The following is a 12,645-nucleotide window of genomic DNA, read 5'->3' on the forward strand; positions in this document are numbered from 1 at the left end:
TGTCCCGCGAGCGGCGAGGGCACCGTGCCCTCGATTAACTAGGCTTTTGACTGCATTCACCAAGAAGTGGCCGACAAAATCACTGCACTCGACCTGGCGGCCGCGCAGCGGTTTTGTTCGCCGTTCTTAGCGCATTGTTTACCAGCCTCATGCTATCAGGCGGTTCTCTCGAACACGCTCCAACAAGGAAGACGCGATGCGCAAGACGCTGTCGGCAGTGATCTGGGTGCCCTTGCTGTTGGCCGGTTGCGGCCGCGACGAAGGTCAGAACAACGCGGCAGACGCTGCGGCTGCAACGCCGCCGGCAGCGCAGACTGCAGCGCGTGCATCCGATGCGCCGCCGGCCACCGATGAGGCGGTGCCCGAGTTCCCGGCCATCCCGTTGATCGTGGTGCCGGAGATCGCCGGCGTGACCCCGGCGCAACGCGCGCTGGAAGCCTCGCTGCAGGACATTCTCGACCCGATCGAAGGCGTCAGCGTTGCGCCGGCACGTTGCGGCGATGGCGGCACCCTGATCAACGATGCCGGCATCACCAGCGTCGATGCCAACGGCAATCTGCTGCGCAATGGCGACAACGGGCTGTTCGACCTCAAGGCCGACGGCAGCGGCACCGCCAACTTCGACGGCGGCCTGATCAGCGTCAACGCCGACGGCAGCGGCACCATCAATGCGAGCGGCGCCGGTGGCGACGACGCAATCATCCAGGTGCAGGCCAACGGTGCCGGCTCCTACAACGGCCCGGCCGGTCTGATCAGCCTGGACGCCAAGGGTGCGGGTACCTGGAATAGCGACAAGAGCGGGTTGGTCAACAATCACGGCGATGGCAGCGGCACCTGGAATGGCCCGCGCGGCCTGATCACCATCAACGCCGACGGTTCGGGAACCTGGAACGGCCCGGACGGGTTGGTGCAGAACCGCGGCGATGGCACCGGTACCGTCGGCACACCGCCGCGCGAGGTACGCATGCCGCCGCTGCCGAAGGTGCCGCCCGCCGGGCGCTTTCCGCTGCTGCAGAAGTTCGCACCTCCCGGTGCGCCGTGCGGCTATCTGATCACCTTGGCCGCGGCACTCGGCAAGGTCAGCACCAAGGACATGCAAGTGCGCGGGCATACCGATGCCAAGGGCAGCGACGCTTATAACCAGGCGCTGTCCGAGCGCCGCGCCGATGCGGTACTGGCCGCGTTACGCACACGCGGTGCCGCGCAGTCGGCCGGCGCAAAGGGCTACGGCGAATCGCAGCCGGTAGCGCCGAATACGCTCAATGGACAGGACAACCCCGGCGGGCGACAACTCAATCGACGCGTGGAAATCTTTCTACGCACCTGAGTGTGAGCCGATCTGCGCTGCATCGCTCGTATGGATACTCAGGGCCGTGCTAGGGATGGTCTGATCAACGGCATCGGAGGATGAGCCTAACCACATCGACCAGGCTGACGGCGCTCAGATCCTCGATTTTTTTGCCGTTTCCGGCGCGTTTGCAGGGTGTTGCCCGGGTTACAGGCGCACGTTCCCCATCGTCGGCAGTAACTGCTTTCGCTTCATCCACAGGTTCGATAGCGCAAACAAGGTCAGCACCTGCGCGGTGTTCTTGGCCAGGCCGCGATAGCGGACCTTGGTGTAGCCGAACTGGCGCTTGATCACCCGGAATGGATGCTCCACCTTCGCGCGCACGCTGGCCTTGAAGTGTTCCCAACGTCTTTCCCGAGCACGCTCGCGTTTGTTGCCGAGGGCTTGCATCGTCGAGGGCCTGGCGGCGATGAAGAATGCAGCCTTGCAGGCCTGCAGTTCTTCGCGTTTGTCCGCACCGGTGTAGCCGCTATCGCCGAACACGCTGTCTTCTTTGCCATGCAGCAACGTGTGCATCACCGTGACATCGGCGACGTTGGCGGCTGTGCAATGGACGTGGTGCACCAACCCGGAAAATTCATCCACGCCGATGTGCGCCTTCATCCCGAAATACCACTGATTGCCCTTCTTGGTCTGATGCATCTCAGGGTCGCGCGCGTTGTCGGCATTCTTGGTCGAACTGGGCGCCGCGATCAGCGTCGCATCGACGATCGTGCCCGACCGCAGGCTCTGGCCCTTGCGCGCCAGATGCGCGTTGACCGCTTCCAGCATCCGCGCGGCAAGGCCATGGGTCTCCAGCAGGCGCCGAAAGTTGAGAATCGTGGTCTCGTCCGGAACGTTGTCCAAGCCACCGAGCTGGGCAAACCGCCGCAAGGTCGGGATCTCGTGCAGTGCTTCTTCCATCGCCGGATCGCTCAGCGCATACCACTGCTGCAGCAGATGAATCCGCAACATCGTCGCCAGTGCGTACGGCTGCCGACCTGGCCGGCCCGATACCGGATAGTGCGGCGCGATCAGACCGAGCAGTTGCTGCCACGGAACCACCTGCTCCATCTCGGCCAGAAAGATCTCCCGCCGGGTCTGCTTGCGCTTGCCCAGGCCCTCAGCGTCACCGAACGTCAGTTGCATGGATCACTCCTCAACATGAGGCGGGTAGTGTCGCGTATCTGTGGTGCGTTGTTCAGAGGTTCCCTAGCGCGGACAGGTGACGTACCACGCACGCGGCTTGGGCAGTTATGCAGATGGGCTGATGCCGGCTCATCTGCATGTCATCGTGCCGCTGCCTTGTGCAGTGCGTCCTGACGACTGGTGTGTCGGGTTATCCACGCAAGGCAGCGCACCCTGCGGCGAGTCGTGGTTGGACAAGACTGATGCCGCACTTGGTGCCGCAACCGTGCGGCTGATTCCGGGGATCTATCGCCGCGTGGCGGCTGCCCGAATATTTGAGGAAGTTTCGCCAGGTGTCGTCTGCCTTGCATATTGGCACCGTACATTCCGCCATGACCAACGGGATGACAGCCAAGTATGTGTTCCATGCAAGCTAGGAAAACGGGGCAGGGTGGTGAACAGACGCCCGCAGGCGATGACGGCAGCGGCGCGATGGGGATTGCGTTGTTGCCGTCGCGTGGGATCACTGCGCCGTTGCACGCAGGTGTCAGGCAACGCTCGAAGACAGTGCCTCGGCCGCGCTGGCTGATGCCGGCACTTGCACTTGGGATGTTGCTGCTGATCGCTTGCACGCCGCGGACACCTGCGCCGCCTGCAGTCGTGCAGACCGCGCAATTGGAGCGCGTGGTTGTCGTGTTCCGGCATGGCGTGCGTGCGCCGTTGCAGGGTGAAGCCGCCGCCGCGCACTACGCAGACGCACCGTGGCCGCAGTGGTCCACGCCGGCTAGCATGCTCACCCCGCATGGGCGCATCGGCGTGCAATTGAGCGGCGAGTATCTGCGCCAATGGCTGGCGCAGCACAAGGTGTTGCCGAGCACTGGTTGCCCGGCGCCAGGCAGCGTGTCGATCTGGGCCAACACCGATCAGCGCACCATCGACAGCGGCGCCTTGCTGGCCGAGGCGTTGGCACCCGGTTGCGGCATCGTGGCCGGGCACCGTGAAGCCGGCAGCAACGACCCGTTGTTTCGACCGATCGAAGCCGGCGCGGTTGCCTTCGATGCCGTCGCAGCGGTCGCCTCGATCGAAAAGCAGACCGGCGGTCCTGCCGCGTTGCTGCAAGGGCATGCGGCCGAACTGCAGGCGATGCAGCAGATTCTGGGCTGCACCCGCACGCCCTGCGACTTTGCGCAGATGCCATCCACGCTGACGCCGTCTGCCAATGGCCGCGGCCTGGCCTTGGGTGGGCCGATCGATCTGACCTCCGGCACCGGCGAGGTCCTGCTGCTGCAATACGCCGAAGGTCTGCCGCAGTCGCAGGTCGGCTGGGGCCGGGTCACGCCCGAACGCCTCGCGCAGGTCTCGCGGCTGCACGCGCTGCTGTTCGACATCTACGCACGGCCGCACTACATGGCCGCGCGCTCGGGCGCACCGCTGGCGCGTGAAGTGCTGCAACGCTTCGGTGACGCGCAGGCGCCGAAGGTATCGCTGTTCGTCGGCAGCGACACGCATATCGCCGCGTTGAGCAGTTTGCTGGGCGTGCACTTTCACTTGCCCGGCTACGGCGCGGATGATCCGCCGCCGGGCGGTGCGTTGGTGCTGGGCCTATGGCGCGAGCCGAGTGGGAAGCAGGTGGTGCGTGCGCAGTATCTGGCGCAATCGCTGGATCAACTGCGGACGCTGACGCCGCTCAATCTGGAGCATCCGCCGTTGCAGCAGAAGTTGGCGCTTGGCGTTTGCACAGCAGAGCAACGCAAGGCATGCCCGTTGCCGGAGTTTACGCAGGCGCTTGAGAAGCAGCTGCAGCTCGATCGGTAACCGTACAGCAGCAATCTTTAACTCGAAAAAGGCGGTCAGCGGCTGTTCCTTCTCCCACCGGGAGAAGGTGCCCCGCAGGGGCGGATGAGGGTACGTGCGAAGCCTGGCGTCATCGATTACTCAAGGAGGCTTCGCCCCGTACCCTCACCCCAACCCCTCTCCCGCAGAATCGTCGCTGTCGCAAAGCAAAGCTAAAGGCTTTCAAGCGGCCTAATGCTTGCGGATTCCGCAGGCGATGTTGTCGGTATCAATTCAACACGTTGTCATTCGACGCTGCTGCCATAGTGCCAGTCGTTGGAACTATCACTTCGCCAGCGAAGTCCACGCTCCGAAGCTCGATCAGTTCAACCAGACCCCGCTTTTCCGTCAACCACCGACAACAACCGGTGGTGCTTGCACGCGTACCGGCGTGGGACCTTACGCGGCATGGATGCCGCGTAAGAGCCTACACGGACGTACTTGCGGCGTGTCCCACGTCGGTACGCGTGCAAGCGCCCGCAGCAAGCCGAAGCATTGGCATGAAAACGCCAGATGTCGTGTGCAAGACCGATCGGTGTGCGGAGTCGGTCGGCTGCGCGGCGCCACATCCGGTGTCGGGACACGCCGTAAATCCATCCGTGGAGGCTCGGTGGCGGCATCCATGCCGCCACACGGTCCCGCCCCCGGACGCGACACCGCGCTCCCAGTATTACTAGCGCTGATCGGCAGACGATGCTCCCCACGCAAGCATTGATCACGATACGCGTTCCGCCAAAACGCACATGGGCCGCATCAGCGGCCCATGTGCAACTCACTACATCCACTCCCGCAGGAGCCGCTGACTTACTTCAGCTTGGCGTCGGCGCGCAGCGCATCGGCACGGTCGGTCTTTTCCCACGAGAACGCGGTGGCGTTGTGCTGCGCACCGGTCGCGTCGGTGTAGCTGAAGTCCTTCGGCTTGCGGCCGAAGTGACCGTAGGAGGCGGTCTGCTGGTACATCGGGTGGATCAGGTCGAGCATCTGGATGATGCCGAACGGGCGCAGGTCGAAATGCTTGCGGATCAGTTTTTCGATCTGCTCGTCGGCGATCTTGCCGGTGCCGAAGGTGGTGACCGAGATCGAGGTCGGCTCGGCCACGCCGATGGCGTAGGAAACCTGCACTTCGCAACGGTCGGCCAGACCGGCAGCCACCACGTTCTTGGCCACATAGCGCGCAGCGTAGGCGGCCGAACGATCGACCTTGGACGGATCCTTGCCCGAGAACGCACCGCCGCCGTGACGGGCCCAGCCGCCGTAGGTGTCGACGATGATCTTGCGACCGGTCAGGCCGCAATCGCCCACCGGGCCGCCGATCACGAACTTGCCGGTCGGGTTGATGTGGAACTTGGTGCCCTTGTGCAGCCACTTGGCCGGCAGCACCGGCTTGAGGATTTCCTCGCGCACCGCTTCGATCAGGTCTTTCTGCTTGACGCCCGGATCGTGCTGGGTCGACAACACCACCGCATCGATCGCAGTCGCAACGCCGTCTTCATAGCGCAAGGTGACCTGCGACTTGGCATCCGGACGCAGCCAGGACAGCGCCGAGTTCTTCTTCTTGCGGATCTTGGCCTGCTGCTCGACCAGGCGGTGTGCCAGGTGGATCGCCGCCGGCATGTGGCTGTCGGTCTCGTTGGTCGCGTAGCCGAACATCAGGCCCTGGTCGCCGGCGCCCTGCTGTTCCGGGTTCTTGCGATCAACGCCCTGATTGATGTCCGGCGACTGCTTGCCGATCAGGTTGAGCACACCACAGGTCTCGCCGTCGAAGCCGACGTCGGAGCTGTTGTAGCCGATGTCCAGGATCACCTTGCGGGTGAGCGCTTCCAGGTCGATCCAGGCGCTGGTGGTCACTTCGCCGGCAACGATCGCAACACCGGTCTTGACCATCGTCTCGCACGCCACGCGGGCACGCTTGTCCTGGGCCAGGATGGCATCCAGCACAGCGTCGGAGATCTGGTCGGCGATCTTGTCCGGATGGCCTTCGGAGACCGATTCGGAGGTGAACAGGTAGCTGGACATCTGGCTTATATCCCTTGATTCGGATGAAAAGATGGCTGCGGATGATACACGCCCCGCATGTCCGTTGCATTGTGCGCCTGAACAGGTGGCAATGGAGTTAAGCAGACGTCGGTGACAGCAAGGCGCTGCCGTGCAGGACGACCAGCCAAGCCTCGCCGACGATCGCCCTGCATTCGACTGAAAACGCGTACAAACATGCCTGCCAATGCATGTTGGGCCTGCTAGCATCGGGCGATGGATTCATTGACCCAGATCGTTCTCGGCGGCGCCGTCGCTGCCGCCGTCGCCCCGGCCGGACAGCGCCGTGCCGCCTTGTTGGCCGGCGCGGCACTGGGCACCTTGCCCGATCTAGACGCACTGGCGCTGCTGCCCTTTACCAGTGACCCGGTCACGCAGATGACCGTGCATCGCAGCGCCAGCCATTCGTTATTGGTGCTGCCATTCGTCGGTTGGCTGATCTGGTGGCTGTACCGCCGCTACGGCAACCGGCGCGTGGCCAGTGCGCCCAAGCGCTGGTTCTGGGCGATCCAGCTGGCCTTGATCACGCATCCCTTGCTGGATGCCTTCACCGTCTATGGCACCCAGTTGTGGTGGCCGTTGCAGCCGCATCCGGCCATGTGGTCGAGTGTGTTCATCATCGATCCGGGCTACACGCTATGGCTGTTGTTGGCCTGTGCGGTGGCGTGGTTCGCACGTGCGCGTCCGCTTGCCCAGCACGCCTTGGTGATCGGGCTTGCGTTGAGTTCTGCGTATCTGGGTTGGTCGCTGCTGGCCAAGCACCTGGTCGACCGCGAAGCCGATCGCGCGCTGGCCGCACTCGGTTTGAAGGATGCGCCGCGCTTCTCGGTGCCGATGCCGCTCAATACCTTGTTGTGGCGGGTGGTCGCGATGACGCCGAATGGTTATGTGATCGGCGAGCGCTCGCTGGTCGCCGACAAGGGCCCGATGCAGTTCCGCGGCTATTCCAGCAACACCCAGGCCTTGGGTGAAGTGGCCAGGTTCGATTCGGTGCGCCGGCTGACCTGGTTCAATCGCGGCTTCATGCGCGCGCGCCTGGTCGACGACGAGTTGATGCTCAGCGATCTGCGCATGGGCCTGGAGCCGGACTACAACTTCAACTTCGTGGTCGCTCATCGCGAAGACGGGCAGTGGCAGCCGATTGCGCCGCGGCAGGTCCAGGCGGCCTACCGCGCGCCGGTGGCACGCGATCAGATCGGCGAAGTGCTGGCGCAAATGTGGCACCGCATCTGGCACGAGCCGGCCGGCACGGTGCTGACTGGCGATCTGGAACATGCTGCCGCGCCTGCGCCGGTGACTCAGTAGAACCGCGCAGTAGACCCTCTCGGCGCCCGCTCAATACACCGTGGCGCGCGCCTGCACAAACGAATAGAAGAACACCGCATTCGGGTCGCTGTGCACCTGCGCCAGTTCGCGGCGCATGCCGTCCACGGTCTCTGCGTTGACCGCGCCGGCCTGCAGCAATTGCTCGGCCGCCGACAGCAGCACTTCTTCCCAGAACCCGATCATGGTCTTGCGCCGGCCCGGCTCGCGGTTGTCCAGGTGCAGCGTCTTGATCTCGGTCTGCACATCGCGAAAGCCGCCGGCCAGCAGCAGGTTGCCCAGCTTGGCGCCGACGAACGGATCGCCGCCCTGGTCGTGCTGAAAATCGTTGAACGCCATCCAGTAGCGCCACAGATTCGGCGAGTACGGATGCAGCAGGAACGAGGCATTCATGACCTCAGTGACATACACCGGCGAGCCCGGCAGCAGCACGCGGCGCACTTCGTTGAGCACGCGTGCGGGCGAGGGCACATGTTCGAGTACCCAACACAGGAATGCCGCATCGAATTGACGCGCCTCGAACGGCAGGTCGGTCGCATCGGCCTGTTGCAAGGTGTAGCGCTCGCGGCACCACGCCAGCCGCTCGAGATTCGCGCGTGCCGCGCCCAATTGCGCCTCGCTCAAGTCCACGCCGGTCACGTGCAGATCGGGAAAGCGGCGCAACAGGATCTCGGTTTGCGCACCCACGCCGCTGCCCACTTCCAGCAGACGTCGCGCGCCGCTGTAGTCGATCTGATTGAACAAGGTGGCTTCGAGCAAGCGCGCCTGTTTGAGCAGGCGTGCCTGTTCGGTGGGCGAAAAACCATGCAGATAGGTGGGTGTATCGCCAGGTGCGCTCATGCGTGCAGCTCTCAAAAAATTGAAGCTAGAAAAATCAGTTTAGGCTGCGGCCGACAGCGCCGGCGACACACCGGCGATCAACGCATCGAAATAATCGCGGGTCAGCGCCAGCTGCGCCTCTGGTGTTTCGGCGCGATTGACTACCGCGCGGAAGTCGGCGCTTTGCGGGTGATCCTTGGCGTACCAGCCCAGATGCTTGCGCGCGATGCGCACACCTTGCGGCTGCCCGTAGAACGCATGCAGCGCTTCCAGATGTCCAAGCAAGGTATCGCGCACGAACGCCAACGACGGCGGCGGCAACAGCTCGCCGGTGGCCAGGTAATGCGCCACCTCGCCGAAGATCCACGGCCGCCCCTGCGCGGCGCGGCCGATCATCACCGCATCCACGCCGGTGTCGCGCAGCACCTGCGCAGCCTTCTGCGGCGAGTCGATATCGCCATTGGCGATCACCGGAATCTGCAACGCAGCCTTGATTTCGGCAATGGTCGCGTACTCCGCACTGCCGGTGTAATGCTGATCGCGGGTGCGCCCGTGCACGGCTAGCGCGGCGATGCCGCAGTCCTGCGCAATGCGCGCAATGGTCGGGCCGTTGCGATGATCGCAATCCCACCCGGTGCGGATTTTCAACGTGACCGGCACGTCCACCGCCTGCACCACTGCGCGCAGGATCCGCGCCACCAGATCTTCGTCGCGCATCAGCGCCGAGCCAGCCCAGGCATTGCAGACTTTCTTTGCCGGGCAGCCCATGTTGATGTCGATCAGCTGCGCGCCGTGGTCCACGTTGTAGCGCGCGGCCTCGGCCAGCTGCTGCGGCTCGGTGCCGGCAATCTGCACGCTGATCGGATCCGGCTCGCCGGCATGGTCCATGCGGTGCAGCGATTTGCGCGTGCCCCAGAAGCGCGGATCGGAGATGGTCATCTCCGACACCGCCAGCCCGGCGCCCAGCCGCTTGCACAACAGCCGGAACGGCTTGTCGGTGACGCCGGCCATCGGGGCCAGGATCACCTTGGGGTCGATGGAGTAGGGGCTGATGTGCATGGCGGCATTGTAGCTGGGGTGGGGGAATCGGGAATCGGGAGTCGGGAATGGGGATTGGGGATTGGGGAATCGTAAGAGCGCTTGTGGGCTTCGGCCTGAGCGATTGCTAGGAGTCGTTCGAGCGATGTCGGCGTGATTGGCAAAGTGCGACGTGTAAAGGACGACAGTGGCGGGAGTATTGGTTGGCCGTACCTCACTCCAACTGTGCTGTGGAGTTGACTGTCTTCCGTCGTACCCTCACCCCAACCCCCGCTTCGCGCCCCTGCCCGCGCTTGCGGCGCGGGCGCTCCAAGGCACACGCGCCAGTGGCGCGTAAGCAGCGCCTTCTCGCCCCGCGGGGAGAGGGGCTTCTCCATCCTTCTCCCCTCGGGAGAAGGTGGCGCGTCAGCGCCGGATGAGGGTACGGGTGCCCGACGCTGCATCATGCCTCGCCTCCTTACCCGAGCGACTGTCCGAGGAAGAAGACCGAAGTTCCGCTGGGAGCGCGGTTCGCAGCATCCGTCGGCAGACAGGTCTCAACATGCCGTTCGCCAATCGAAAACAGTCTCTAACGTGCAGTCCAACGCCCTGAACGCAAAAGGCGACCGCATCGCTGCGGTCGCCTTCGTCGTCGCGTGAAGCGTGCGGATCACACCGCCGGTTCGGGCACCATTCGCGGCATCGAGGTAGCAGCGCCTTCCACTTCGGTGGAGCGTGCGGCATAGCGGGTGGCAAAGCGCACGTGGGTGTTGAAGCTGGCGCCGGGCGACTGCGCCAGCGAGGCCACCAGCGCGCCGTTGAAGGCATCGCCGGCGCCAGTGGTGTCCACCGTCTGCGCGCTTTCCGCGCCCACCCGGTAATGCGCAGCCGTATCGCCACGCAGCTGTTCTTCTGCGTGCGAAATGAACGCGCCCACCGAACCCAACGTCACCACCACGGTGCCGCCCGGCAGCAACTTGCGGCATAGCGAATGCAGTGTGTTGCCGTCCAGCGCCGCCACATCGTCGGCGTTGATGCGCTCGCCGACATGGCGGCCGAGCAGGGCGGCGAATTCGGTTTCGTTGGGCGTCAGCACATCCGACAACTTGAGTAGGCAGATCGAGGTCGGCGCATTGGCCGGCGCGGCGTTGAGCACGGTCAGTACGCCGCACTCGCGCGCCAATGCCAGCGCCGATTCGATGGTTTCCGCCGGCGATTCCAGCTGCGCCAGCAACACCCGGGACGAGGCGACCAGCGCGCGCTGGTTATCGACGAACGCGGCGCTCAGTACCGAGTTGGCGCCGGCACCGATCACGATGGTGTTGCGGCCATGCGCGTCGACATAGATGCCGCCGGTGCCGGTCGGCTCATTGCTGGGCTCGGCGATCAGCGCGAAGCCATCGTGCGCGGCAAGCGAGCGCGCCAGCGCACCACCGGCATCGTCGCCCAGCGCGCACAAAAAATGCGTCTTGGCGCCGGCACGCGCGGCCGCGACCGCCTGATTGAACCCCTTGCCCCCCGGGCCGGTGCTGTAGCGACCGGCGATGGTGGCACCCGGCGCGGGCAGGACATCACAGCGCCACACGTGATCGACATTGAAGGACCCGACAACGACGACCGAACTCATAAATACCCTTAACTTGAATGACTGAATAAAACGTGGCGTGCGGCGATTAGACCGGCACACCGATGAACCCGCGCCACCTCAACCGAAATGCGAGAGCACGCCGGCAATGGTAGCGGTCATGAACGTTGCGATCGAACCGCCGAGCACCGCGCGCAGCCCGAACTTGGCCAGATCGTGACGGCGTTCCGGTGCCAGCCCGCCAATACCGCCGATCTGGATCGCGATCGAGCTGAAGTTGGCAAAGCCGCACAGTGCATACGTGGCAATCAGCCGGCCTTCGGCGCTCAGGCCCACGCCCGGCACTTCGCCCTTCACGATCCGCGACAGCTCGCTGTAGGCGACGAACTCGTTGATCACCACCTTCTGGCCGATCAGCGAACCGACCGTGGTCGCGTCCACCCACGGGGTACCGATCACCCAGGCGATCGGCGCCAGCACGTAGCCGAAGATCGTCGACAGGTTGGTCGGATGGCCCAGCGCCTTGGCGGCGCCGGTGACATCGCCCAACCAGGTCAGCGGTGCATTGATCAGCGCGATCAGCGCGATGAAGGCCAGCAGCATCGCGCCGATATTCAGCGCCAGCCGCAAGCCATCGCCGGCGCCGGCCGCAGCCGCATCGATGACATTGCTGGTGGTCTTTTCCACTTCCATCTTGACCGTGCCGCGGGTCAGCGGGGTGCCGGTTTCCGGTACCAGCAGCTTTGCCACCACCAGGGTGGCGGGCGCGGCCATGATGCTGGCGGCGAGCAGATGCTTGGCGTAGAACGCCTGCTGCGCAGGGTCGCTGCCGCCGAGCATGCCGACGTACGCTGCCAGCACGCCACCGGCGATATGCGCCATGCCGCCGATCATCATCGTCAGCAGCTCGGACTGGGTCATCTTGGGTATGTACGGGCGCACCGTCAGCGGGGCTTCGGTCTGGCCAATGAACACGCTGGCGCACACGCTGGTGGTTTCCGCCCCCGATACGCGCATCACCTTGGTGATCGCCCAGGCCATCGCACGCACGATCACCTGCATCACACCCAGGTGGTAGAGCACGCCCATCAGCGCGGAGAAAAAGATGATGGTGGGCAGCACCTGGAACGCAAAAATGAAGCCGTTGCTGTTGATGTCCATCAGGCTGCCGAAAATGAAGCTGGAGCCCTCATTGACGAAGCTCAGCACCCTCACGAAGCCCTGGCCCAGCCAGTCGAACACGTCGCGCCCGCCCGGCACCAGCAGCACCAGTGCGGCGAACGAAATCTGCAGCGCCAGACCGGTGGCGACCAGCTTCCAGTCGATCGCGCGGCGGTTGTTCGAAAACAGCCAGGTGATGCCGATGAGCACCGCCAGACCGAACAGGCCAAAGCCGATCCTTCCCAAACCTTCGACCATTCCATTCCCCGGCGCAGACGGCAAACCGAGAAGCCTAGAGCAGGGGGTGACGGTGGGCAAGGCGAGCGGTGTTCAGACGTTCCCCGTCAGCCCGCAACCGAGATGCAGCGGGCGCTGACAGGCCGGCAGTAGCGAGCGGGTGAGCCGTGCTTGCGCAAAG

The 12,645-nt window shown here is 64.5% G+C and carries 9 protein-coding genes; 3 read left to right on the plus strand and 6 right to left on the minus strand.

Translation table 11 applies throughout. The features are described from left to right. The first annotated feature begins 196 nt into the window (after positions 1–196). Positions 197–1,327 carry an OmpA family protein gene (locus NMB96_RS10555; protein ID WP_343237628.1) on the plus strand — a complete coding sequence of 377 codons (1,131 nt, stop codon included), beginning with the start codon at positions 197–199 and terminating at the stop codon, positions 1,325–1,327. A 168-nt stretch (positions 1,328–1,495) separates the two neighbouring features. On the opposite strand, the gene NMB96_RS10560 is transcribed toward NMB96_RS10555, so the two are convergent. After that, positions 1,496–2,476, minus strand: a complete 981-nt coding sequence (locus NMB96_RS10560) for an IS5 family transposase (protein ID WP_183086593.1) — start codon at positions 2,474–2,476, stop codon at positions 1,496–1,498. A gap of 471 nt (positions 2,477–2,947) precedes the next feature. Between NMB96_RS10560 and NMB96_RS10565 the strand changes: the two genes are divergently transcribed. Continuing rightward, positions 2,948–4,270, plus strand: coding sequence for a histidine-type phosphatase (locus tag NMB96_RS10565; protein ID WP_425520926.1), 1,323 nt, complete (start codon positions 2,948–2,950; stop codon positions 4,268–4,270). Positions 4,271–5,092: 822 nt separating this feature from the next. Here the strand turns inward: NMB96_RS10565 and metK are convergent. Beyond that, complete coding sequence (metK, locus tag NMB96_RS10570; RefSeq protein ID WP_006449196.1) at positions 5,093–6,304, minus strand: methionine adenosyltransferase; 1,212 nt, start codon at positions 6,302–6,304, stop codon at positions 5,093–5,095. Between the two features lie 234 nt (positions 6,305–6,538). Here metK and NMB96_RS10575 point away from each other — a divergent pair, with 234 nt between their 5' ends. Next, positions 6,539–7,627 carry a metal-dependent hydrolase gene (locus NMB96_RS10575; RefSeq protein ID WP_255086847.1) on the plus strand — a complete coding sequence of 363 codons (1,089 nt, stop codon included), beginning with the start codon at positions 6,539–6,541 and terminating at the stop codon, positions 7,625–7,627. Between the two features lie 30 nt (positions 7,628–7,657). On the opposite strand, the gene NMB96_RS10580 is transcribed toward NMB96_RS10575, so the two are convergent. The 4 genes from NMB96_RS10580 to NMB96_RS10595 all read right to left on the minus strand — a co-directional run bounded on the left by NMB96_RS10580 (position 7,658) and on the right by NMB96_RS10595 (position 12,485). Continuing rightward, positions 7,658–8,485: a methyltransferase domain-containing protein gene (locus NMB96_RS10580; protein ID WP_255086848.1), complete on the minus strand. Its 828-nt coding sequence runs from the start codon at positions 8,483–8,485 to the stop codon at positions 7,658–7,660. 39 nt (positions 8,486–8,524) lie between these two features. Further along, entirely contained in the window at positions 8,525–9,523 is a 999-nt protein-coding gene (gene dusB, locus NMB96_RS10585) for a tRNA dihydrouridine synthase DusB (RefSeq protein ID WP_255086849.1), read from the minus strand. A 628-nt stretch (positions 9,524–10,151) separates the two neighbouring features. Next, the gene (locus NMB96_RS10590) at positions 10,152–11,108 is read right to left on the minus strand and encodes a ribokinase (protein ID WP_255086850.1); all 957 of its coding nucleotides are present in this window, start codon (positions 11,106–11,108) and stop codon (positions 10,152–10,154) included. A 78-nt stretch (positions 11,109–11,186) separates the two neighbouring features. Next, a complete protein-coding gene (locus tag NMB96_RS10595) occupies positions 11,187–12,485 on the minus strand; it encodes a NupC/NupG family nucleoside CNT transporter (RefSeq protein WP_006451423.1) in 1,299 nt (432 codons plus the stop codon). Between the last annotated feature and the right edge of the window lie 160 nt (positions 12,486–12,645).

The sequence above is a fragment of the Xanthomonas hortorum genome (assembly GCF_024339125.1).
GTDB lineage: Bacteria > Pseudomonadota > Gammaproteobacteria > Xanthomonadales > Xanthomonadaceae > Xanthomonas > Xanthomonas hortorum.

Bases quoted from the DNA above. Each gene is read 5' to 3' on its own strand.
- NMB96_RS10555 (WP_343237628.1), top strand. From the start codon at position 197: ATGCGCAAGACGCTGTCGGCAGTGATCTGGGTGCCCTTGCTGTTGGCC.
- NMB96_RS10560 (WP_183086593.1), bottom strand. From the start codon at position 2,476: ATGCAACTGACGTTCGGTGACGCTGAGGGCCTGGGCAAGCGCAAGCAG.
- NMB96_RS10565 (WP_425520926.1), top strand. From the start codon at position 2,948: ATGGGGATTGCGTTGTTGCCGTCGCGTGGGATCACTGCGCCGTTGCAC.
- metK (WP_006449196.1), bottom strand. From the start codon at position 6,304: ATGTCCAGCTACCTGTTCACCTCCGAATCGGTCTCCGAAGGCCATCCG.
- NMB96_RS10575 (WP_255086847.1), top strand. From the start codon at position 6,539: ATGGATTCATTGACCCAGATCGTTCTCGGCGGCGCCGTCGCTGCCGCC.
- NMB96_RS10580 (WP_255086848.1), bottom strand. From the start codon at position 8,485: ATGAGCGCACCTGGCGATACACCCACCTATCTGCATGGTTTTTCGCCC.
- dusB (WP_255086849.1), bottom strand. From the start codon at position 9,523: ATGCACATCAGCCCCTACTCCATCGACCCCAAGGTGATCCTGGCCCCG.
- NMB96_RS10590 (WP_255086850.1), bottom strand. From the start codon at position 11,108: ATGAGTTCGGTCGTCGTTGTCGGGTCCTTCAATGTCGATCACGTGTGG.
- NMB96_RS10595 (WP_006451423.1), bottom strand. From the start codon at position 12,485: ATGGTCGAAGGTTTGGGAAGGATCGGCTTTGGCCTGTTCGGTCTGGCG.